This window comes from Mesorhizobium sp. IMUNJ 23033, from assembly GCF_044778005.1.
In the GTDB taxonomy this organism is placed as follows: domain Bacteria; phylum Pseudomonadota; class Alphaproteobacteria; order Rhizobiales; family Rhizobiaceae; genus Mesorhizobium; species Mesorhizobium amorphae_A.
Map to the genome: position 1 here is coordinate 55,090 of NZ_JBJACT010000029.1, position 22,132 is coordinate 77,221.

23 protein-coding genes are annotated in these 22,132 nt (G+C 62.8%); 13 read left to right on the forward strand and 10 right to left on the reverse strand.

Annotated elements, in window-relative coordinates; genetic code table 11:
* Positions 1-63: 63 nt before the first annotated feature.
* The 3 genes from ACFX5Q_RS26440 (at position 64) to ACFX5Q_RS26450 (ending at position 901) form a co-directional block, all read left to right on the forward strand.
* The gene (locus ACFX5Q_RS26440) at positions 64-186 is read left to right on the forward strand and encodes a hypothetical protein (protein ID WP_404282759.1); all 123 of its coding nucleotides are present in this window, start codon (positions 64-66) and stop codon (positions 184-186) included.
* A gap of 226 nt (positions 187-412) precedes the next feature.
* Positions 413-697 carry a PRC-barrel domain containing protein gene (locus ACFX5Q_RS26445; protein ID WP_120018064.1) on the forward strand — a complete coding sequence of 95 codons (285 nt, stop codon included), beginning with the start codon at positions 413-415 and terminating at the stop codon, positions 695-697.
* A 54-nt stretch (positions 698-751) separates the two neighbouring features.
* Positions 752-901, forward strand: coding sequence for a hypothetical protein (locus tag ACFX5Q_RS26450; protein ID WP_126043134.1), 150 nt, complete (start codon positions 752-754; stop codon positions 899-901).
* Between the two features lie 137 nt (positions 902-1,038).
* Here ACFX5Q_RS26450 and ACFX5Q_RS26455 read toward each other — a convergent pair whose 3' ends face one another.
* Positions 1,039-2,190, reverse strand: a complete 1,152-nt coding sequence (locus ACFX5Q_RS26455; protein ID WP_404282828.1) for a sulfite oxidase — start codon at positions 2,188-2,190, stop codon at positions 1,039-1,041.
* 251 nt (positions 2,191-2,441) lie between these two features.
* On the opposite strand from ACFX5Q_RS26455, the gene ACFX5Q_RS26460 reads away from it, so the two are divergent.
* Positions 2,442-2,750 carry a globin domain-containing protein gene (locus ACFX5Q_RS26460; RefSeq protein WP_404282760.1) on the forward strand — a complete coding sequence of 103 codons (309 nt, stop codon included), beginning with the start codon at positions 2,442-2,444 and terminating at the stop codon, positions 2,748-2,750.
* Between the two features lie 83 nt (positions 2,751-2,833).
* The gene (locus tag ACFX5Q_RS26465) at positions 2,834-3,157 is read left to right on the forward strand and encodes a DUF2934 domain-containing protein (RefSeq protein WP_404282761.1); all 324 of its coding nucleotides are present in this window, start codon (positions 2,834-2,836) and stop codon (positions 3,155-3,157) included.
* A gap of 422 nt (positions 3,158-3,579) precedes the next feature.
* Here ACFX5Q_RS26465 and ACFX5Q_RS26470 read toward each other — a convergent pair whose 3' ends face one another.
* Positions 3,580-3,864 (reverse strand): hypothetical protein, encoded by a 285-nt coding sequence (locus ACFX5Q_RS26470; protein ID WP_404282835.1) that lies wholly within the window; start codon positions 3,862-3,864, stop codon positions 3,580-3,582.
* Between the two features lie 147 nt (positions 3,865-4,011).
* On the opposite strand from ACFX5Q_RS26470, the gene ACFX5Q_RS26475 reads away from it, so the two are divergent.
* The gene (locus tag ACFX5Q_RS26475; RefSeq protein WP_404282762.1) at positions 4,012-4,830 is read left to right on the forward strand and encodes a competence protein CoiA; all 819 of its coding nucleotides are present in this window, start codon (positions 4,012-4,014) and stop codon (positions 4,828-4,830) included.
* Between the two features lie 19 nt (positions 4,831-4,849).
* Here the strand turns inward: ACFX5Q_RS26475 and ACFX5Q_RS26480 are convergent, their stop codons facing one another.
* Positions 4,850-5,620 carry a DpnII family type II restriction endonuclease gene (locus ACFX5Q_RS26480; RefSeq protein WP_404282763.1) on the reverse strand — a complete coding sequence of 257 codons (771 nt, stop codon included), beginning with the start codon at positions 5,618-5,620 and terminating at the stop codon, positions 4,850-4,852.
* 65 nt (positions 5,621-5,685) lie between these two features.
* Positions 5,686-6,696, reverse strand: a complete 1,011-nt coding sequence (locus tag ACFX5Q_RS26485) for a DNA adenine methylase (protein ID WP_404282764.1) — start codon at positions 6,694-6,696, stop codon at positions 5,686-5,688.
* Positions 6,697-7,040: 344 nt separating this feature from the next.
* On the opposite strand from ACFX5Q_RS26485, the gene minC reads away from it, so the two are divergent.
* The 4 genes from minC (at position 7,041) to ACFX5Q_RS26505 (ending at position 10,866) form a co-directional block, all read left to right on the forward strand.
* Positions 7,041-7,829, forward strand: a complete 789-nt coding sequence (gene minC / locus ACFX5Q_RS26490) for a septum site-determining protein MinC (RefSeq protein WP_404282765.1) — start codon at positions 7,041-7,043, stop codon at positions 7,827-7,829.
* A gap of 61 nt (positions 7,830-7,890) precedes the next feature.
* Positions 7,891-8,706, forward strand: coding sequence for a septum site-determining protein MinD (gene minD, locus ACFX5Q_RS26495; RefSeq protein ID WP_006201442.1), 816 nt, complete (start codon positions 7,891-7,893; stop codon positions 8,704-8,706).
* Entirely contained in the window at positions 8,703-8,975 is a 273-nt protein-coding gene (gene minE / locus ACFX5Q_RS26500; RefSeq protein WP_006201441.1) for a cell division topological specificity factor MinE, read from the forward strand. The genes minD and minE overlap by 4 nt, the downstream gene beginning before the upstream one ends.
* A gap of 403 nt (positions 8,976-9,378) precedes the next feature.
* Positions 9,379-10,866, forward strand: a complete 1,488-nt coding sequence (locus tag ACFX5Q_RS26505) for a hypothetical protein (protein WP_404282766.1) — start codon at positions 9,379-9,381, stop codon at positions 10,864-10,866.
* A gap of 72 nt (positions 10,867-10,938) precedes the next feature.
* On the opposite strand, the gene ACFX5Q_RS26510 is transcribed toward ACFX5Q_RS26505, so the two are convergent.
* From ACFX5Q_RS26510 to ACFX5Q_RS26525, 4 genes are read right to left on the reverse strand one after another with little or no spacing between them, the layout of a single operon-like run.
* Positions 10,939-12,741 carry an ABC transporter ATP-binding protein gene (locus ACFX5Q_RS26510; RefSeq protein WP_404282767.1) on the reverse strand — a complete coding sequence of 601 codons (1,803 nt, stop codon included), beginning with the start codon at positions 12,739-12,741 and terminating at the stop codon, positions 10,939-10,941.
* Entirely contained in the window at positions 12,741-13,784 is a 1,044-nt protein-coding gene (locus tag ACFX5Q_RS26515) for a glycosyltransferase family 2 protein (RefSeq protein ID WP_404282768.1), read from the reverse strand. Before ACFX5Q_RS26515 ends, ACFX5Q_RS26510 begins: the two co-directional genes overlap by 1 nt.
* Entirely contained in the window at positions 13,781-14,890 is a 1,110-nt protein-coding gene (locus ACFX5Q_RS26520; RefSeq protein WP_404282769.1) for a glycosyltransferase family 2 protein, read from the reverse strand. Before ACFX5Q_RS26520 ends, ACFX5Q_RS26515 begins: the two co-directional genes overlap by 4 nt.
* A complete protein-coding gene (locus ACFX5Q_RS26525) occupies positions 14,887-16,065 on the reverse strand; it encodes an acyltransferase family protein (RefSeq protein ID WP_404282770.1) in 1,179 nt (392 codons plus the stop codon). Before ACFX5Q_RS26525 ends, ACFX5Q_RS26520 begins: the two co-directional genes overlap by 4 nt.
* A 725-nt stretch (positions 16,066-16,790) precedes the next feature.
* On the opposite strand from ACFX5Q_RS26525, the gene ACFX5Q_RS26530 reads away from it, so the two are divergent.
* The 3 genes from ACFX5Q_RS26530 to ACFX5Q_RS26540 all read left to right on the forward strand — a co-directional run bounded on the left by ACFX5Q_RS26530 (position 16,791) and on the right by ACFX5Q_RS26540 (position 19,616).
* Positions 16,791-17,678: an EamA family transporter gene (locus ACFX5Q_RS26530; RefSeq protein WP_404282771.1), complete on the forward strand. Its 888-nt coding sequence runs from the start codon at positions 16,791-16,793 to the stop codon at positions 17,676-17,678.
* 472 nt (positions 17,679-18,150) lie between these two features.
* Positions 18,151-18,630 (forward strand): hypothetical protein, encoded by a 480-nt coding sequence (locus ACFX5Q_RS26535; protein ID WP_404282772.1) that lies wholly within the window; start codon positions 18,151-18,153, stop codon positions 18,628-18,630.
* A gap of 545 nt (positions 18,631-19,175) precedes the next feature.
* A complete protein-coding gene (locus ACFX5Q_RS26540) occupies positions 19,176-19,616 on the forward strand; it encodes a hypothetical protein (protein ID WP_404282773.1) in 441 nt (146 codons plus the stop codon).
* Positions 19,617-19,867: 251 nt separating this feature from the next.
* Here the strand turns inward: ACFX5Q_RS26540 and ACFX5Q_RS26545 are convergent, their stop codons facing one another.
* Complete coding sequence (locus tag ACFX5Q_RS26545; protein WP_404282774.1) at positions 19,868-20,512, reverse strand: LuxR C-terminal-related transcriptional regulator; 645 nt, start codon at positions 20,510-20,512, stop codon at positions 19,868-19,870.
* Entirely contained in the window at positions 20,509-21,864 is a 1,356-nt protein-coding gene (locus tag ACFX5Q_RS26550; RefSeq protein WP_404282829.1) for a sensor histidine kinase, read from the reverse strand. Before ACFX5Q_RS26550 ends, ACFX5Q_RS26545 begins: the two co-directional genes overlap by 4 nt.
* Positions 21,865-22,132 lie beyond the last annotated feature (268 nt).

Genomic DNA, 22,132 nt, shown 5'->3' on the forward strand with positions numbered 1-22,132 from the left:
GAGGAATGGAACATTAGCCTGTTCTAAAAGTTCTACACCCAACACTGTCAGGGGTGATCGAAAATGGCATTTGTGGTGGTTCATTTCCTCGGCTTGACGGTTCAGGATTTCGTGGGCGGGGTGGTGCCGTTGCTGGCGTGCGTTCTCTTCTTCCATTTTGCGTTGAGGGACAGTCCGAACCGCTAGGAGCAATGGGCTCTGGACACAGCATGGTGATCCGTCGAAAGGCCCAGCAAGCAGGTATTCTTGATCCGTCCGAAGTTGGCACTTCCAGCCCGGGTCGTTCGAACTTTTGAAACTTGAAGGCCAGTCGAGCGATCAGGGATGTAGCTACCCTGGCGCTGCCTATGCTCCTTCGGAACTCTTGGCCACGTCGCCGGTTCCTCCTTCATAACCCGAAGGAGACCCTGTCATGGACCACACCAGCCACGTACGACTTTCAAACGCCGAGCTGACCCCTTCCATACTGGAAGGCGCGACCATCTATGGCCCCGACGACGAAAAGATCGGCTCTGTCGATCATCTGCACGGCTCTCAGGTCGTTATCGACGTCGGCGGCTTTCTCGGCATCGGCGCCAAGCCTGTCGCTGTTGCCGCCAGCCAGCTGGATTTCATGCGCGACGAGGATGGTGACGTCCACGCCGTCACCAACTGGACCAAGGACCAGCTGAAAGCCATGCCTGAACACCGCGACTGAAAATGAGCCAGGGCCTGGCGACAACCGGGCCATCCTCCTTTCCGGGAGAGACCGATGATCAGAAAACTCAAATCCGGAAAATACCGCCTCTATTCGCGCAAGAAGGATGAAAAGACCGGCCGCCGCCGCAATCTCGGCACCTTCGACACCCGCGAAGCCGCCGAGAAACATGAACGCGAGGTGCAGTATTTCAAGCGGCATTGAGGGGCCGGCGACTGGCGCGCACGATGCACCGCTGACGACGCCCCCAAATGTCATGCCGCGCGGCCGCGTCGGCATGACAATTTTCGCCACGTCGCTGGTCTCCTGCAGGCTTCGCGACGCATTGGCTTCGATATTTCTCAAGCGATCTTGACGCGCCGCGTCACCTGGCCATTGCTCTCCCAGTATGTGTGCTTCTTGGTGATCAAGGGATCGTCCATTGCTGGTTGAACCTGTCCCGTGGTGCTGACCGCGCGCGAGGTCACCGTGTGTTCTCCCGGCGACGGGTTTGCCCAGGGCAGGGACCAGATTTTCCAGGCGTGTTCGGCCTCCTCACTGTGATCGATGGTCGCCGGCGCCCAGGGCGCTTGATCGATTTGCACTTCGACCCGGTCGATCGGTGCCCCCCAGGCTGCCCCGACGATGGCGTAATCCGAGCCTTTCCGGGTGACCTTCGCGGGTGCCGACTTTAGCAGCGCCCGGCCCACCGAGGTCTCGGCCCACACGGTCTCGCCATTGTGGTCTTCCTCCCGGATGGTGACATAGTCGCGGGCCATCATAACGCTCATGAACCTTGTGTCGCGAACCTCGATGCGCTTCAGCCACTTGACGTTGGCGATGCCGTACCAGCCCGGAGCAATGAGCCGCAGCGGGAAACCATTGGGCGCCGGCAAGGCGGCGCCGTTCATTTCATAGCAGAGCAGATTGTCGGGGTTCATCGCATCGGCGAGCGACATGCTGCGCGCGAAGTTCTGCTTCATCTTGACGTCGCGTATCGGGATCTCGCTTTCGTCGGTCCCGAAAAAGACGACCTCGATGCCCTTCTCCAGCACGCCGGCTTCCTCGAGGATCGGCGCGAGAGGCGTCCCTGCCCAACGGGCATTGCCGATGCCACCGGTGAAAAACGGAAAACCGTGGTTGCCCGAGCATTCCACTGTGAAAACAACCTCCTGGCGCGGCCGCGCCCTGATGTCGGCGAGCGTCAACTTCAGGGGCTTCTTGACCAGGCCCCCGATCTCCATGGACCAGGTCTTCTCATCGATCGTTGGTCGATTGAAATGCGAGATGCTGAAGAACTTGTCGTTTGGCGTTATCCAGCTATCCAGATCCTCCCAGACAAGCTGCGTCTTGATTCCATCCGGATTGGGATTTTCGGTCGGCTGATCCAGCCACGGGATAACGTCCTCGCCCGCCTGTGTTGGAAAAGCGTAAGCGCGACGCGAGAGAGCAGCGATTGCGACAAGAGCCGCGCTTCCTTGAATAAGAAGTTCTCTGCGTTGAATTCTATGCATGTTGTTTACCTCCCAGTTGATCCGGGAACAGGCTGCAACGTGCGTAGGCCGTAGCCTGACCGCGGATAGGCGACACAATGAAAGTTCTGCCCAGCCGGAAGTATCCGGATGGGTCAGACAATCACCGGCGCACCTCAAGCATGTGAAGTGTTGGGCGAAACTCTAGCTGCGTTTCGCAATCTAAGAGTGCGCCCTTGAAAAGGAAGTGTCCACAACCTGGGCGGGACATTGTAACTTTGTGGCATTATACTTTGTGGCATTCCAGACCGATTTCCGGTCCTGCCGAAATCATTGCTGCTCAGATCGCATCAGGCCGGCCTGGGTTTCGTCGTGCATGGGCTGGATCGACCATCCTGCCAGCCGTGCGCGAGTTCGCCAGGCGGCACGTCGGCTACGGCGTCGAGGAGCACCCGATCGTCGGCCAGGCGCTGATCGAGACGTTGGCGGCCGGCCTTGGCCCCGCCTTTACGCCGCCGGTGCGCGAGGCCTGGGAGGCAGCCTACGGCTTGCTGGCGAGTGTCATGATCGCGGCCGCCCGCGAGTTGCAACTCGCGGCGTGACGAGGATGCCGCTCGTGGGATCGCGCAGATTCCTTGGATCGTTCTGCCGCGCGCGGCGTTTCAGAAAAATGGAGGAACGGACAATGGGCGACGATCGGCTGGAAAAGATCAATCAGCGTGCCTATGAGATCTGGGAACGGGAAGGCCGGCTGTTCGGCAATCACGAGCGGCACTGGAACCAGGCCCAGGCGGAAATCGACCGCGAGGCGGCCCTGCCGCTGACGGCGGGCGACGCCCTGCCGGAAACCCGCGAGATCGCGAGCACCGACATTCTGACGGTCGAGGAACTTGCCATGCGCACCGGCATATCGGGCGACGAGGCGCGGGAGCTGATCGACAGGCTGGGCAGTGACCGCGCGGCGATCGAGGCAGCCGCGCGCAGCCTCAAGGCGCGACGGCGGCTCTAGCTACGGGCTGCATTGAACCGAACGGCCAGGCCCGCGTCAGCGGCCCCTCTGTCAGGCAGGCCCCAGCGGCCTTCGCCGTCATGCGGGAACAGGTGGGCGCCGATGCGCGTTGACCTCTGTCAGGAGACAAAAAATGTCTGTCCACAAGACGACTGTCCACAAGGAAGACTACCGGACAAATCGGGCCGACTACCTGATTGCGAGGTCGCCGATCTCAAAGGTCGAGCCCAAGCCGAAGAAGCGACCGTCCCGGCCTGATGACCTGCGCTCGGCCGGGGAGAACTCTTCGCAGCCATTGGCGAGATCGCCCCCGCGCCACTAGCCGCCTTGTCCGGAGCATCAAAACAAGGCCCGCGGGCTGAATCGGTTTCGAGGCGAACGCGACAGATGATCAGGAAACTCAAATCCGGAAAGTACCGGCTCTATTCGCGCAAGAATGACGAAAGACCGGCCGCCGACGCAACCTCGGCACCTTCGACACCCGCGAGGCCGCCGAGAAGCATGAGCGCGAGGTGCAGTATTTCAAGCCGCATTGAGGGGGCGGAGAGCGAGGGGCCGCAGCGATGCGGCGGGTGCAGCGGGCCATCGCTGGCGCATGGCGCAAGGCTGTCGGCTTCGATGAACCACAAACTTGACTGAACCAACGGATCAGATACGTTTTGCTGTGCCTTGAGAAGAAGCGGCGCCGGGCATTTCGTGAGCCGCATGATAACCGACGACGGTCTGACCTCACGTCGAAGATAAAAAGAAACAGCACCAGCTCAGGCTGGCCGCGCTGCCGACATAGCTTCCCAAACAAGAATCTGGCTGCCGCCTGGGATGGCGTGCGGCCCTAACCTCAATTGGAGAAGGTCATGCGGTTTGCATTGGTGAACAACATGCGATGTGAGGCCTCGCCTAGCTTGATCGCTTTCTGCCCAGGCTGCTCGCAGCCGATGATCGCAAAATGCGGGACGCAAAGGGTTCGGCATTGGGCACATCGCGGCAACAGGAACTGCGATCCGTGGTGGGAGCCGGAAACGCTATGGCATCGCGCTTGGAAGAATAGTTTTCCTCCAGAGTGGCAGGAGGTGATCCGGCGAGACGAGGCCGACGAGAAACATATTGCGGATGTGATGACCGAAAATGGCTTGGTTATCGAGTTCCAGCACTCACACCTGCCTATGCAGGAGATGGCTGCACGCGAGTCGTTTCATCGGAATATGGTCTGGGTCGTGGACGGAACGAGGTTGAAGAAAGACGAGCCGCGCTTTATCGAAGGTCGCAGGCACTTCAGACTCCCCCCAGTACCTTTGAAGGGCGTTTTCGTTACGAGCAGTCCAGCGCATTGCTTCCCCTTCTCATGGCTGAATTGCACTATGCCAGTCTTCTTCGATTTCGAAGGTATCGGGACGGCAAGCGATATGTCGGGACAAAATCGGGGCATGCTCTGGTGTTTGTTGCCGGAGCGTGTCGAAGGCCAGGCTATTATCGCGGCAGTTTCGCGGGAAGTGTTTCTGGATGGGGCTCGGAAACGGGAGCAGATCATTCCTATTCGCGCGGTTGTGGAAATGATCGCCGTCGGACTTAGGCGCGAGCGGGCGGTTGCCGAACTAAACGCCCGACGTTCGGCCTATGCACATCCTCCGAGCAGGGGACGAACGTTCCGCCGGAGTCGCCGATCGAGATACTAGGTAGGGCGCCGGCACGTGCTCAAAGAGAAAAGATCGCTTTCAACGACCGGAGGTCTGTCAAGAACTGCTCTCGCATCTGTGTCGTATAGATACGATCGATCTTTCCTTGGTTCTGTCGGTCGACAATCTTCTTGAGGTCAGAAATACGTTGCTTCCAAGTCGTGCCGTCAGTCACGAAGAATAGCTTTGTACCATGGCGCTTAGCATCGATGATCGCATCAAGATCGCCGATGATGTCTGTCATCTTCGAGCCGGTCGCGCCGTAGCCCTTCACCTCGATCACGATCGAAGGGCGTGTCCGACTAGGGATCGCGACGTCACACTTGGCCAACTTCCCGTCGGCCCCCGTAAAGGTGCAGCGAGTTTCATAGGCATCGCCGAAAACTTCACGGACGAGTGCCTCGACAAAATCCTCCAGCCCGCGGCCGCGCCTTTGGCCAGAGATGGCTGACCCGCGACCGGCTCGGAGACGTTCGACGAGAATGTCGCTCCAGACGGGCTCATGGTTGATCACCGTCTCCATCTTCACGAGGAGGCCCATACGCTCGAGCGCATCGAGGAACCCCGTCCGATCGGCTTCGTAGCCCTTGATGCCTATGCCACGTCGCGGCAGCTCCTTTCGGAGTAAGGAATCCATGCTGTCTTTCGACAGCATTAAGAACAGCCGCGCGCACAGGAGACCTTCCGTGAAGTTGTCGTCGAGTAGAGCAGCGATGTCGTTGCGAGTGTATTCGCCTTTCTTCGGCAAGGCTGTTAGGCGCGCAATCGCACTCGCCGCGATGTCGTCCATCCAATCGACATCGAGAGGACTCAATCCCTCGACGACTTCCTCCAGCGATTGGTCACGATCCTGCATTAGCGCCCAACGATCAGATATTCGGTGGTCTTGGCGCGCGAGACGCCGCCGTGGGTTCCGAAATGATACGTGTGGGGCTTTTCGAAGACCCGCACGTCTCGCTTGTGTCGTCGCATTAGCCGCTCGAGCTCGACGAGATCGGGATAGCCGTTCGAGCTGTAGGAAAGAGCGATGATACTTTTCGAGAAGCGAGCAAACATTCGATCAAACGCGTCTATTGCGGTCCGGCGATAACTGAAGGGCGTGTGCTTCTTTGCGATCTTGCGGACCTTGGTCGTCATGTCGACCGGCTGATCTTGCCAGTAGCTCGAAAGTCCTTCGAGGAAATGGTAGCGCTTGATATAGCAATTATCGTCGGATCGTGGAACATAGGGCGGGTCCAGATAGACGAGATCGATCGCCCTATTGGGAAGGTCGAACAGGTCGGTTTGCAGCGCTTGATTGCGACGGCCGTTGTCGAACACAGTTGCATTGTAGACCTCGATCTGCTCGAGGAAATGCTCCTCGATGGACAACTTCAGATCGCGGCGGCCATCGTCATAGTGCGATAAATCGCCAGAAATGGTGAAGACCCCGCGCGGTTGCCGCTTGAGACAGGAACGAAACAGTGCCGCATAGGCCAGTGCTTGCTGATGTAGATTCTCGAGGCCACGAATATTGTGCGAAAGCCGATCGAGAAACCGCAAGTCGTCAGGTGTGTAGAAAATGCCCTTGAACGTCTTAATAATGAAGTCGTCCGCGTCCTTGGGTCGTGTAAGGAGGCGTTTGATCGTCCTGCCATCGAGATGATGAGTGTTGTTTTCGACAGTGGCTCGCGCAACGATCGATGAAAAACGTAAAAAATCTGACGAAACGACGCGCCTGTCCATTGCTTTCAAAAGGTAGGCGACGCTGCCCGTTCCTGAAAAAGGATCCATCGCGCTCTCGAAATCCAAGGCATTCAGCGCCTCAAAAATCCAAGGCAGAAGCCGTTTCTTCGATCCCATGTAGCGTAGCTCGGGATAGCGCATCGCGCGTTCAGGGACTGTAGCGTGTAGCGTGCTCGGCAGGACCGAGTCTGCGACGACCCTGAGTTTTGGCGTAGCGATGTGCGCAACACTAGACATGGAATTGGTGCCCCTCTCAACCATTGTATGACCTAAGCGACGAGTCGTGGAAACGAGAACAAAAATAGAACATCGCCAAGCCTATGACAACCGTGCAATTCAACTGGCTTACGTCATTTGTAGCGCGTTCGCCCCAACGGGCTGCTGTCAGGAGTGGCCCTTCCCAATTCTCCCTCCAACCCCCTCCGTTAACCTTTCGTTAACCATGCCCGGCCTAGCGTTTACCTATCAGTAAGGAATCGCTGTCCGTGACCTTCGCCGCCCCCGTCGAGACCAAATCCATTCGCTTTCGCGCCCGCTCTTTCGTCGCCTTCACGCTGACGCCGGAGGCGCCTTTGGATGTGTGGCTGGAGAGCCTTGATCGCTGGATCGGCAACTCGCCCGGCTATTTTGCCGGCCGTCCGGTGGTGCTCGATTTGAACACGCTCAAGCCCGATGTCGCCGCGATCGAATCGCTGGTCGGCGTGCTTGGTCATCGCGGTATCCGCGTCTATGCCATCGAGATGGATGGCGGCGCCGAGCTTGGGTCGCATCTGCCGCCGGCGCTGGTCGGCGCCAAGGAGGCCACCGCCGACGGGCTGTTGCAGCCCGGCCGCAAGGCAGCCCCAAGCAAGCCGGAAGAAGGCAAGCCGGAAGAGGGCAAGGCTGAAGAGCACAAGGCCGACGAGGGCAGGGCAGTCGCCCAGGCGAAGCCGGCCTTGCCGGCTGACGGCACGCTGATGATCCGCACGCCGATCCGCTCGGGGCAGCTTGTGTTTCATCCGCATGGCGACGTCATCGTGCTGGGCTCCGTCGCTTCCGGGTCCGAGATCGTCGCCGCCGGTTCCATCCACGTCTACGGCACGCTGCGCGGACGCGCCTCGGCCGGCGGGCTCGGCAATTCCGCGGCGCGCATCTTCTGCCGCAAGAACGAAGCCGAACTGCTCTCGGTCGACGGCTGGTATTGCACCGCCGAGGAGATGGATCCGTCGGTGCGCGGCAAGGCGGTCCAGGCCTTTCTCGACAACGGCATGCTGCGCATCGCGCCGTTCAGCTGACAGGAACTCGGCGGCGGCGCCGACCGACAAGACAACGAAACAAAAACGGAGGCACTTTTTCATGGGCAAGGTAGTGGTGGTCACGTCGGGCAAGGGGGGCGTCGGCAAGACGACCTCGACGGCGGCGCTGGGAGCGGCGGTCGCCAAGACCGGCAAGAAGGTGGCGCTTGTCGACTTCGATGTCGGCTTGCGGAATCTCGACCTGATCATGGGCGCCGAGCGGCGCGTCGTGTTCGACCTGGTCAACGTCATCCAGGGCTCGGCCAAGCTGTCGCAGGCGCTGATCCGCGACAAACGGGTCGAGACGCTGTTCCTGCTGCCGGCCTCGCAGACGCGCGACAAGGATGCGCTGACCGAAGAGGGCGTCGGCGAGGTCATCGAGCGGCTGCGCTCGGTGTTCGACTATGTCTTCTGCGACAGCCCTGCCGGCATCGAGCGCGGCGCCCAGCTTGCCATGCGCTTTGCCGACGAGGCGGTCATCGTCACCAACCCGGAAGTGAGCTCGGTGCGCGATTCCGATCGCATCATCGGCCTGCTCGACGCCCGCACCATGAAGGCCGAGCAGGGCGAGCAGATCGCCAAGCACGTGCTGGTCACGCGCTACGATGCGGCGCGCGCGGCGCGCGGCGAAATGCTCTCCATCGACGACGTTCTGGAAATCCTGTCGACGCCGCTCTTGGGCATTATTCCCGAAAGCCAGGATGTGCTGAGGGCCTCGAACCTCGGTTCGCCGGTAACATTGGCCGATCCGCTGACTGCCGCCGCCAAGGCCTATCTCGACGCGGCACGGCGGCTCGAAGGCGAGGAACTGCCCGTCGTGGTGCCCTTCGAACGCAAGGGCTTCCTCGACCGTCTGCTCGGAAGGAGGGCGGCATGAACATTTTCGACCTCTTCAAGCGGCGCTCCAGCGCGCCGGTGGCGCGCGAGCGGCTGCAGGTGCTGCTCGCCTATGAGCGCCGCAACCGCAGCCAACCCGATCTGGTCTCCATCCTGCGCGAGGAGATCATGGCGGTGATCGCCAAGCATGTGCAGATCGACCAGGACTATCTGCAGGTCTCAATGGACCGTGGCGAGACCATGTCGACGCTGGAGATCGACATCCAGATCCCCAACAAGAGCGCCGTGCCGCTGGCCATGGCGGGGTGAGGGGCTGACCTCGCGGAACTAGGGTTGCACGCCCCCACGGAGTGGGGGTCCGAAGGACGGGCGAGACCCGTGGCTCGCCCCGGCAAAGGTGGCCGCGAAGCGGCCGGAGAGGGGGCTTCGCCACGCCGGCGGGTTCCCTCTAGATCGTTAGAGCGAGGCATTTCCGCCTCTCCGTCCCGGCTTCGCTGAGCCACCTCTTCCCACGTCGCGGGGGCGTGAAACCCTAGCTTTTCCAAGGCCGCGGCTAAATTGCCTCGCGCGGCATCTACCCCAAAATGTCCCCAAATTACCTACAAGCCGGCAGGGGCTTCCCCTACGAAAGCATAGGATGTAAAAGGAGAAACATTAGCAATTCATTAAGTACGAGGGGTTTGCGTAAGCGGCAGAGTAAGAGGTGTATGACATGAACCTCAAGAGCCTGATCAAGCGTGCTGAAGATGTAGACAAGGTATTCCAGGAGCTGCAGACGGATCTGGCGGAAGCCATCAATGAGTCTCTCGAGTCGCTGGAAAACGATCCGGATGAGGATCTCCAGGCAAAGGGCGACAGTCTGCAAATCGAGGGCGCCAAGGACGAGGTGACCAAGGGCGAGGTGGCCGAGGCCGAGCCGCCGCCCGAGGACAGCACAGGACAGCCCGTGCAACGGCTGACGTCCCACACGCAAACCCGGCTGGCCGCATTGGGCGCCGTCGATGGGCTGTTCCACGAAGCGCAGGACTATTTGGAGGAGATCACCGCGAAACTGTCGGAGATCGGCACCTCGCACCATTTGACGCGCGAATTCCTCACCATCCTGCACGGCGACATCCTTCGCGCCAACGAGCTTGAACTTGCAAATACCGGCCTGGCCGCGGAACAACGCGCGCTCTCGCAGCAGCTGCACGATGCGGTCAAAAAGCAGCGCGAGCGCGAAAGCGCCGTCGAGGTGCTGCAGCAACGCGAGACAAGCCTGGTCCAGGAGCGCGAGTCGCTTCGCACCGCCCTGGCCGCGGCAAGGCTGGAACTCGTCGAGGCGGCCAATGCGAGCGCCAGGCGCGAGGCGGAGTTCGGCGATGCCGTCAAGTCGCTTTCCGACAGGACGGTCGAGGCCAACCGGCGCTCGCGCGAGATCAAGACCTTGCGGGAAAAGCAGGTCAACCTGTCGATCGATCTCGACAGGGCGCAGAAGCGCGAAGCCGAGGCGCGCCACAGGCTCGACGAACTGATGACCACGCATAGCAGCGAAGCGGCGCGGATCGCTGACCTCGTGGCCGCGCTCGTCAGAAGCGAGAAAGAGGAAATGCGGCTGCAGACCGGGCTCGAGATGGCGCAGGCGAAGCTGTCGGAAATGACCGAAGCGGCCCGTCTTGTGGAAGCCGACAGGCAGGCCGAGCAGGAGCGCGCCCAGGCCGAGATGAGCGGACTGCGTGCCGAGATCCAGGGCCTCCAGTCACGGCTGGAGCTTGCCGCGAACGAGAACGGCGAGGCCGCCGGCGAGGTCGCCAGGCTCAAGGCGGAACTGAGCGACGCCATGGCCGAAAAGCAGATCGCCGATGAACGACTGTCTGCCCTCATGAACGAGAGCGAAAACGACAAGATAAGCCTTTCGACCGTGAGCGCGGACCTTTCGCAGCTGACGCTGCAGCAGGCGTCCGAGCAGATACAGCTCGATATCCAGAAGCAGGAATGCGAGGACCTGCGCGCCGAGATCGCGTCGCTCAATGCCCGCATCCAGGAGCTGTTGCCCTATGAGCGGCTGCATCGGGTCACCGAGGCCAGGGCGCGCGACGACGCGGCCAGCGCCAGGCCGCGCGACGACGGGGTGGTGGTCGAGATCAAGGGCGTGGTCGCCGAAAAGGCGCGTGCCACGCACCGGCGGCGCGCCCACCGCAATTTGCGCGCGACTTCGTAAGCAGGCGAAAGCGGCGGAGTGCGTCATCTCCCCCACGACGGGGGAGATTGGCTGTTCAGCGCTTCGTCCCCCTCACTCCCCCGCTTCATGCTGGTAAAGCTCGTCCATGCTGAGCTTTGCCAGTGCCGCGAAGGGCGCCTGCTTCTTCACCCGGCCGCGGCTCAGGATCACCACGTCGTCGCAGAACGAGATGGTGCTGTGGTGGTGGCTGATGACGATGGTGGTGCGGCGGCCGGCGCGCGACTTCAGCGTCTCGACGATGGCCGCTTCCGACAGACCGTCCACGGCATTGGTGGCTTCGTCGAGGATCAGTATGTCGGGATCGCGCACCAGCGCGCGCGCCAGCGCGATGCGCTGCCTTTGTCCGGCCGACAGGTTGACGCCCCGGTAGCCGACCAGCGTCTTGTAGCCCTGCGGTAAGTGCTCGATGAATTCATGCGCCTCGGCCAGCTTTGCGGCGCGCTCGGCGTCGCCGGCCGAGGCGGTGTCGTGGCCGTAGACGATGTTGTCGAGGATCGTGCCGTCCACCAGTTCCAGCTCCTGGCTGGCTAAAGCGATGTTCTTGCGCCATTGGCCGGGGTCGATCTCGCCAAGTGGCGTCCCGTCGACAAGGATGCTGCCGCCATCGGGCTCGACGAAGCGGCAGAGCAGGTTGACGATCGTCGTCTTGCCGGCACCCGAACGGCCGATCAGCGCCGTCGAGCGGCCACTGCGAACGCTGAACGTGGCCTGGTGCAGCACCGCCCCGCGCGCGTCCGGACCGGGCGTCGAGGCTGCGCCCGCATAGGTGAAGCTGACATCGTCGAAGCTGATCGCCTGGCGCAGGCCGTCGAACGGACGGCTGCCTTGCGGCGCCGCCGGCTTGCCTGCGGGGTCGAGCAGCCATTGCACCTCTTCCAGCGAGCCGGAGAGGCCTTGCAACTGGCTCCACGACATCTGCAGGGCGCGCATATGCGGCTGCAGCCGGTAGAGCAGGATCAGGAAGGCGGCGGTCAGCGGGAAGCTGACATTGGCGAGCCACGCGCCGATCACCACCATCAGGAACAGCATGGCGTGCAGAACCTCGGTCAGCGGCGGCAAGACGCCCTGACGGGTCGAGAGCACGAAGGCGGCGCGCCGCACCCCGTCGGAGGCCCTGTCGAACACCGCCTTCTCGCGGTCCTCTTGGCCGAAGATGCGGATCAGGCGCCCGGCATGCACCAGATGCAGCATCTGCGAGGCAAGTGCGCTGTTGCGCGCGGCGACGCCGCGGCTCGGCGCCTTCAGATTGGCCGACAGCAGGCCGTGCGCCAGTTGCACCAGCGCCAGCCCGAGCGTCACCAGCAGCGTCATCTGCCAGGACAAGAGCAGCAGGAAGGCGAGCAGGATGATTGCCGCCGAGGCGCTGACGATCGCGCCGAGCAGGGCCTGGATTGCGTCCGAGGCTCGCCAGGATTCGTTGGAGATGATGTTGAGCAGCCGTCCGGGGCTCTGCTGCAGGAAGAACGGGTAGCCGACCCTCAGCAGCCGCTCCGACAGCGCGCTGCGGATGGCATAGCTTGCCTTGCCGTAAATATGCGCGGTGAGCAGCGTGTTGGCGAAGGCAAGGACGTTCTTCAGCACGATCGAGCCGAGGATCGCGGCCGAGATGGCGATCAGCCGCTCGCGCTCGCCTAGGTTCGCTCCAATCTGCTGGAGGAGGGCGGAGAAGCCGGCCATGCCGGCTGTGTCGCCATGCCCCATGATGATGCCGAGCAGCGGAATGATCAGCCCGATGCCGAGGCCTTCAAGCGCCGCACCCGCCAGACCGAGCACCACCACGGCGGGAACAAGCCGCAGCAGCCCGCCGCCAAGCGCGCGGCGCAGCATCGGCAAGGCTGGCGGCATCAGCGTCATTATCGTGCTCTGGCCTCCGCGCCGGCTTCATTGGCCTGCCGATCCGGTTGCAGCCGTGGCTGCCTGCGCCATCCGACTATCAAAAGCAGCGCAAATCTGGCGGCACCTGCAAGGTTCATGACGACGACGGGCCAGTGCGACAGGCCGAGATCGTGGTCGAAGCGCGGGCCGCCGGCAAGCTCGCGCATGGCCGACCGCGCGGCCCAGTAGAAATGGCGCAGCAGCCAGGGCGCGCGCCGCACATGCTTCAGGCACAGCGCGCCATTGCCGAGGCTATAATCGCGGTGCAGCCTGTCGATCGACTTGCGATCGCGCCGGCCATGATGGTGGAAGATCGTCATGTCGGGCACGTATTCGACAGGAATGCCCTTGAGCATTGCGCGCACAAGGTAGTCCGTATCCTCCGCCGAACGCAGCGGGCCACCGGCGCCAAAACGTTCGTCGAACGGGCCGATGCGGGCCGCGACGTCGCGGTGCATGGTCATGTTGCAGCCAAGCACGAAGCCGCCCGGGTGGACGGCAGGCGTCAGCCGCTCGCGCTGTTCACAGCGTTTGATGGTGAAGGGCAGGTCCCTGGCGTCGCCGAGTTCGACGCGTCCGCCGCGCACCAGCCATTTCTCACCGCTCGCATTATGCCGCATCAGGTCGCGCAAGTAGTCGCGATCGACCGCGCAATCATCGTCGACGAACACCAGAATGCGGCCGCGCGCCCGCGCCAGCCCGGCATTGCGGGCCGCCGCCAGTCCGGGCCGCGGCTCCGAAACGGCGGTCAGCGGAATGTCCGAGGTCTCGGCCAGGCAGGCAAGGCGTTCCGCAGTGCGGTCGATCGAGCCATTGTCGACCACGACCATCTCGGCAGCAAAGGCGGGATGCGCCCGGCAGGCGGCCTGGACCGACTTGATGCAGGCTTCGAGCACGGCCAGTCGGTTGCGCGTGCAGATGATGAAGCTGACCTCGAACGCCGGCTTCTGGCCCCGCCGGGGATGGACGGGCGAGGGCGCCGGGCGATCGCGTCGCAAGAGCGGATGCGGCTGGTCGTTCATGCCGACCCCCGCTGATAAGGCGCAAGCACCGCCTGGGCCGGCCTGGTCTTGAAATAATGCGCCATCTCATCCGCCTGCTTTCCTGCCGCTATGGAGGCAAGGCTGAGCCACGGCGCCCAGGGTCCGGGGCGCAGCGCGTATTGTTCGCGGCGGCGAATGACGTTCCACTTCGCGGTTCGCGTCAGCAATTCATGCGTCAGTGCAGGCTCCCTTTCGTCGCCGACGAGCTGGTAGAGGAAGTAGAACAGGTTGAGCGCACCGGCCGCGAAGCTCGGCCTGATGTCATCGGGCAGCGCGGAAACCCGCTCTTCCAGCGCAACGATGTATTGCGCGGCGCGGGCGACCGTGTCGAACGAGACGGCATCGCCGATGGCCCGCAGATCCTCGGTGCGGTCCGCCAGTCCCTCGCGCTCCAGGTTCTCGGCCACGATCCGCAAATGCGTCCTGCGCATGTCCCCGGTATGCCGGCTGGTCACGCTTCCAGGGTGGATGCGGTAGACGAGCAGGTTTTCCGTCATCATCGCCGCCGGGAAACGGCGGGCAAGCCGCCCGAAGAGATCGAAATCCTCGGCGTGCCTGTATTCGGGATCGTAGTGGAGACTGCCCTCGTCGATGACCTTCCTGTTGTAGACCACCGTCGGGTGCATGAAGACGGTGAAGAACATCGACAATATCGGCAGGCTGAACTGGAACACCGGATCAGGCCTGCCCTTGGCGATACGGCCGCGCAGCAAGGTATCGATGCCGGCGCCGCAGAAGCCGAGCTCGGGCCGCCGGTCGAACAGCGCCACCTGGCGCGACAGGCGCCAGGGATAAGCGATGTCATCGGCGTCCATCCTGGCGACCAGTTCGCCCCGGGCAGTGGCCAGGCCCTCGTTCAGGGTGGCGACGAGGCCGCGGTTTTCGCGAGAGATGATCGTAACGCGGTTGTCGGCCTGGCGGTGTCGCTCGAGGATATCGAGCGAGTTGTCGGTCGATCCGTCATCGATGGCGATGACCTCCAGGCGATCGTAGTCCTGTCGCAGGATCGAGCCGATCGCAGCAGCGAGATAAGGCCCGGCATTGTAAACCGGCAGCAGAACGGAAACGAGCGGGGCGCCGGTCATTGGCCGGCACCCGTTCGCCGGAGATTGCGCGGCGGCTCGCGGCCGTCGGGCGATCCGGTGGGATAGGCCGGCCTGCCGAACCAGCCGGCCTTGCTTGCGCGCTCTTGGGCAGCACGGCGGGCGACATAGGGAAAATGCCGCTTGAGGCCGTTGAGCGGCTTTTCGAAAACCTGCCAGGAGATCGCCGCCACGACGATCGTGGCGGTGCTCGCGACGAGGAACCGCCCCGGCCCTTGCTCAGAGACGTTGAGCGGGATCCAGGGCTGCGCCTTGACGGCATAGGCCAGGAGGATCGGGTGATAGAGATAGACGCCGTAGCTGATGCGGCCGAGGGCAAGCAGCGCCGGCAGTTCGGCAAGCTTGCCGAGGATGCCGCCAAACCCGGACGAACAGGCGGCGACAATGGCCACCAGCGGGACCAGCGGCAGCACCTGCAGCAGCAGCCAATGGGCCCATTCCAGCATGGGATCGGCCGGCGCCGGGATAAACCACTGGATCGCCAGGAACGCGGCCGCGAAGGCCGGCCAGCCGCGCTGCATCCATTGCGGCAGGGCAGCGCCTCTGGCAGCCCTCATGGCGAGCAGCGCGCCGCAAGCCAGCGCGTCCATCGAGGCGGGCGGCAGCAGGTCGCGGGCGAGCGCCGTGTTGGCGGTCACCGGCCAGTAGAAACGGTAAGCCAGCGAGAGCGCGATGACGCCGATGGTGATCGCCTCGATGCGCCGGCGCGGCGCCAGAAGCACGATCAGCGGCCAGGCGATATAAAACTGCTCCTCGATGCTCAGGCTCCAGAAGTGGCAGAGCAGCCAGGGCGTCCACTCGTTGCGCAGCGCGTACCAGAAATTGGAGAGATAGAGCGCGTGCCACAGAAGCGACCCACGCGACTGTTCGAGATCGGTCAGCCAGACGAGGCCGAGCACGGCGAAATAGGGCGGGAATATTCTCAGCGCCCGCCTGATGTAGAAGGAACGCAGCGCCGGCCCGGCTTCGAACTCGGCGGCCGCGCGGGCTTCCAGCAGAAGCCGCGTGATCAGGAAGCCGGAGAGCACGAAGAACAGCCGCACGCCGAGATGGCCGAGGAAGGAGGAGCCGCCCGCGGCGAAGAAATGCGAGTACAGCACCATCGTCACGGCAATGGCGCGCAGCGCATCGAGCTGTATGTCGCGCTGATTTGACATCAGCCGCGTCCGCCGATCCGATGTCTCCGATGAAACAATGTCGCGCCTTGCCAGCAGGCAGTGGAATGACACATCGTTCCGCTATCGCCCGCCGGCGGTCTGCGCCTTGCGCTCGGGGCGGCCTCGAAACCGGTCAGCGGAAAGCCCACTCTGGTCAATATACCGGAACCTCCACCGCGCCTGTCCAATCAGGCAACGATTGTCTCACGCTATGCTGCAGCGCAACACAAAATGTTTACCATGTTGAAACACATCTGTGATGCCGGTGTCGAAAAAATGGCTGAAGATCGCCCATATTTTGACATTTTCGGTAATGGCACCCCCGGCGGCTGGAGTGCCATGTGAATGATACAGCGCTTGTTCTTCTCGTTTTCAAGTATTTATCGAGTTGTATTCTTAGAAATTCTTGGCAACTTTTGCGAGTGCGCGGGTGGTATTTCGATAAGAATCTTCTGATTTTTCGATTTTGAGCCGTTCCGCGGCGAATGAGCTAGGCGCGGCTAGCTTGTGCGATGCAGCGAAATAAGGCGCAAAATGAAGCCATTGCGTTCTTTCGTCCCCTCTGTCCCGTCGGCATCAACGGTTTCGCAAGCGTGAAATCGTTTGCCCTTGCCCCATCAACCATGGTTGCCGTGCCTCACGACAGGCCGGCTGGTTGGCCCTATCTCCAGCCATGCCTTGGTACGCTGGCGCGCGATCTAGGCGGCAGGGGAGGAAGAAGCAAGGTGACGTCGACGCCGATTGCAAAGTCTGCGGCTGAAGCCGGCGCTATCCCCCTTGTGGCGCTGCTCGGCGCCATGATGTCGGTGCAGATCGGCGCCGCCTTCGCCAAGGGGCTGTTTCCGCTGGTCGGAGCCGAGGGCACGACGATGCTCAGGCTTGTCGCCGGCGCGCTCATGCTGGCGGCCGTGCTCAGGCCTTGGCGGGTCAGGCCGTCGCGCGCCGTCTGGCCGTGGCTCGCCGCTTACGGGGTGACGCTCTGCGTCATGAACCTTCTCTTCTATGCCGCGCTCACCAGGATTCCACTGGGCATCTGCGTGGCGCTCGAATTCACCGGCCCGCTGCTGGTCGCCACGCTCTCGTCTCGGCGCGCAATGGACTTTGTCTGGGTGGCGCTGGCGGTGGCCGGCATCGTGCTGTTGTCGCCTTTTGCCGATATGCGTCAGGCGCTCGATCCCGTGGGCGTGGTGCTGGCGCTGGCCGCCGGCGGCTGCTGGGCGCTCTACATCGTCTTTGCGCAGAAGGCCGGCGCCGAGCTCGGCGGGCGCACCGTCGCCTATGGCATGGCGATCGCCGCGGTGCTGTCGCTGCCCTTCGGGCTTGCCGGCGCGGCGCCGGTGCTAGGCAATCCGTCGATTCTGTTGAGCGCCGCAATTGTCGGCCTGCTCTCCAGCGCGCTGCCGTTCTGGCTGGAGATGGTGGCGCTGACCAGGATGCCTGCCAGGGTCTATGGCACGCTCACCTGTCTGGAACCGGCGCTGGGCGCGCTGATGGGCTTCCTGTTCCTGCGCGAGAACCTGACGGCGCTGCAGTGCCTGGGCATTGCGGCGGTCATCGCCGCTGCCTTCGGCGCCGCCGTCACGTCAAAGCCGCCGGTGCCGTCGCCCCAATAGGCGTTCGCGTCTGGCGTTGTGCCGCTTCGATATGCTCTGCGCGCAGCCTTCCCTTTGTGACTTCCAGCGCCGCTTCTGCGCCCGCCGAGAGCTCCTCGACGTTCCTGGCCAGCTCGCTGCCGGTGTCGCGTTGCTTGCTGCCCATGCTCCCAGCGTCGCCAGCATCGGCAGGAGCCGGTCTTTTTAGCCGTGCCTGGCCGGCTTAAGGCTGTGCCCTGTCATGCCTGGTCGGCCCGGCCATGCCTAGCCGGCTAAGCCATTCCAAGCCTGGCGTGCCCGCATGCAGGACCACATCCGGAGGTTGAATTGGGACTTAAGTCTGAATCCGTTTCCGCAAAAGTCTGAATCGACAAGACAAGGGTCGTGGGCCACTTCCGCAAGGCGCTGCGATTTGTGAATGATTTCACTTCGACAATGCCGTTGGGGTTTTCGGCTTGGAGTCGGGCCGGGTGACCGGCATGGGGAGAGTGGGATGCGCGAACCGCGCATGGGAAGCACGTGTGTCTTGCGAGCGCTTACGGCGTTTGCGCTGGTTATCGCGCCCTTTCACCTCTCGATCGACGGCCCAGTCGCCACCAAGGCCTATGCCGGCAAGGGCGGCAACGGCAATGGGAATGGCGGGAACGGAAACGGGAACGGCGGCGGCAACAGCGGCGGTAACGGCAACGGAAACAGCGGCGGCAACAACGGGAACGGGAACAGCGGAAACAGCAATAGCGGTGGCAACGGTAAGGGCAACAGCGCGAGCAAGGCCTCCGCCACTGTCGATCATGTAAATACCGTGACTGGCGACAAGGTCGAGGTCAACGGCAAGAGCATCAAGGTTACTCATCCAAACGGGATGAAGGAAGAGATCGAGAACGGCCGCTTCAGGATGGAGGATGCGCTTGGGCGCACCATCGTCGACAGAGCGGCAACCGCAGCCGATATGGCGCGTTTGAAGAGTTTGTGAGAGCGAGGTTCTATCTGGAAGTGATCTTTTCGGGACCGTAGGTCAGCGCTGCAAAATCAGGTTGCCACCTTTTGCTTCGTCTCTTCGGTTCTTGATCATCGTATGACAGAACTCCCGCTACTCACCTTGCCCCCGCCTTTGGCGGGGGTATTTTTTTGGGCTCCGGCTGCATTTCTACAAACGAAACTCTTGGCGCATCGCGGTTCGTTGCTGCTGTCCGGCTTTTTCGCGCGCTTCAATCTTAAAGAATTGCCTTCAGTTTTCCAAGGGGGTTGGTTAACGCCCTGTAACCGGCGTCGTTTGCGTTGTTTTCATCCTGTGCGTAGTGCCGATCAACGTCAGGCCTGGCGACGCCGTTGCGACATAAGTCCGGCACCGGCGGCAAAAAGGTCCGAACCGGCAAGGCAAGGGTCGTGGGCCGCTTTCGCGCGCGCGTCGATGCATGGATGTTCCTCTCGATAATGCCGGTTTCGGCCAGACCGCCAAAGGGCCGACACGGGGGGAGGATGTGTAGACTTTCGTTGATCCGCCTGGGATGGCTCGCCTTGCTGACCCCATCGGCATTGGCGCTTACGCTCGCGCCATCCCACGTCAAGCTCTACGGCGCCGCCAGCATCGCTCCCTCGATGGCCTACGCCGCCGGCGGGAACAGTGGCGGCCACGGCGGCGGCAATGGCAATGGCGGCAATGGCAACGGCGGTGGCAATTCATCCTCGGCTGGCGCCGGCGCCAATTCTGGCTCCGGAAACGCCGGCCAGGGCAACTCCGGCAAAGCCAAGGGCAACCAGGGCAACCATGGCACCCACGTCAATGCGGCGACCGGCGACACGGTCGAGGTCGACGGCGACAAGATCACGGTCATCCATCCCGACGGCATGCAGGAGGAGATCGAGAACGGCCGCTTCAAAATGCAGGATGCGCTCGGCCGCACCATCATCGAACGCGAGGCGACGCCAGAGGATGTGGCGCGCCTGCAGGCCTTGTGAGGGCAGGGAACTACCCCCTCCCTGTTTCTCACTTCACCCCCGTCCCCGCCCCCGGGGGCGGGGGTGACACGTTTTGGGGAGGGAGTAGGGCAGTAGGGCAGTAGGGCAGTAGGGCAGTAGGGCAGTAGGGCAGTAGGGCAGTAGGGCAGTAGGGCAGTAGGGCAGTAGGGCAGTAGGCAGTAGGCAGTAGGGATTGGTCGCGGCAGCCCGCTCAGCGGCTCATATCCAAACCTTCGCTATCCCCTACTGCCCTATTCCCTTTCCTTCGCCTCATGCATCAGCAGCGCCGCCTCCGTTCGGTTGCGCACGTTGAGCTTGGCCAGCACCCTGGTCATGTGGTGCTTGACGGTCTTTTCCTGCAGCGACAGCCGGGACGCGACCTCCTTGTTGCTCAAGCCTTCCGCCACCAGCCGCAGGATCTCGGCCTCGCGGCTGGTGAGCTGGCTGAGCGGGTCGGGCTTGCGGTTCGCCGGCTGCAACAGGTTCGACAGAAGCTTGGCCGACAGCGTCGGCGATACATAGCTCTGGCCGGCCGCGACATCGCCGAGGATCTCGGCCAGAGTCTTCGAACCGACACCCTTCAGCACGTAGCCGCGCACGCCGGCATTGAGCGCCTGGGCAACGTCGGCATTGGTTTCCGACACGGTCAGCATGACGATTTTCTGGCCGGGGTGCCCGGACAGGATGCTGGCCGCAGCGTTGAGCCCGCCGCCGGGCATGCTGATGTCGAGCAGCAATATGTCGGGCGCGATCGTGTGAGCAAGCCTTTCGGCGTCCTCGGCGCTGGCGCCTTCCCCGACCAGCTCGAAGCCGCCGATCTCGCCGAGGCTGCGCGCCACGCCCTCGCGAAACAGCGGATGGTCGTCGACAATGGCGATGCGGATGATGCCGGTCACGGCTGCTCCTCGACTGAGAGTGAAATCACCAATCGTGTACCTTGCGGGCCGGACAGGGTTTCGAACTGCCCGCCGATGCTCTCGATGCGCTCCCTGAGGCCGGCAAGCCCGAGGCCTTCGCTCCTGCCGGGCTCGAAGCCGGGGCCGCCGTCCATCACTTCAACAATCAGCCTGCCACTTTTCACCCCGGCTTTCACCGCCTGGTTCCTGCCTTTTCCATGCCGCCAGGCATTGTTCAGCCCTTCCTGGACGAAACGGTAGATGCTGATCTTCTCGGAAGTGCCGAGTTCCGGCAAGCGGGCCGGAAGCGTCAGCGCCACCGAGCTCGAGGTCCGTCGTTCGTGCTCGCTCACCGCAAGCCGCAGGATGTCGATCACGGCCTGCGTCTCGATCTGCGGCAGCACCAGGCCGTTGCAGATGCCGCGTATCTCGCGCATCGCCTCGCCAAGCGTCTTGTGGATGCCGGCGATCTCGGCTTCGCGCTGCTCGCTGGACGAGCCGGAGTCGAGCAGAATGGGGCTGTCCATCCGCAGCGCCGCCAGCGCGACGAGCTGCGCCGGCCCGTCATGCAGGTCGGCGCCGATGCGTCTGAGATAGCGTTCGTTGATTGCGGTGGCGCGGCGCGAGGCGCGCTGCACGCGCTGGCGCAGCGTCGAGTTCTGCGACAAAGCCGCCTGCAATTCCGAGACCTTTGCCTCGAGCGCTGCGCGCTGGGTCTGGATGGTGTGACTGCCGCGAAAGACGATGCCGGACAACAGCGCCAGTGCCGTCGCCGTGGCGCCGGCCACCACCAGCCAGCTCGACCACAGGGCGGCGTTCAGCGTCGTCTGGAAGTCGTCGGCGATCTCGTAGAACTCCGAAACCGCGACCACTTCGCCCGACCAGGGTTCGCGCACCGGATTGTAGATTTCGAACAGCGGTGCGTTCACTCTCTTTTCCTCGTGGCTTTCGGGGTCGTCGTCGAGGTCATTGTACTCGGCAACGACATTGCCGCCAAAGGCGGCGACCAGATTGGCGTTCGGTTCGAACCGCTTGCCGATCAACGAAGTGTCCTTGGCATAGAGGATCATGCCGTCGCGCCGCCACAGCTTGAACGAGACCAGCCTCTTGCCGAGTGCGCCCTGGCCGAGCGTCTCGTCCAGCGCCCGCTTGACCGTGTCGCTGAGCTCGCGGCTGGTGCGCATGTCGGGCAACAGGGGCGCAATCACGCTGTCGACATAGAGTGCCGTGGTTGCGGCGGAATTTCGCATCACGCCTTCCCGGATCTGCGAGGTCACCCACAGGCCAACCACCAGCATCACCAGCAGAAGCCCGATGCCGCCCGCGATGAAGAACTGCAAGGCCAGCGACAACTTGCGCCAGTACTGTAAATAATCCCCCAAGAAGGTCCCAGGCAATCGCGCAATCTCCCCCTGTCGGCGAAGATTATAGAGTGAGCGCGGCATTTGCGACATCGACCTTCGTGCTGTGTATGCAGGATTCTTCCGTCGGGCGGATTTTCTGCGGGTTTCGGAGCCTTGAAGCACGGCAACGCCGCCGCCGCGGGAGCGGATCCTTGGCGCGGGGGTTGTGCCGGCCACGTTTCGAGGTCACTATCGGTTGTGCCTTCAAGGCGACGGG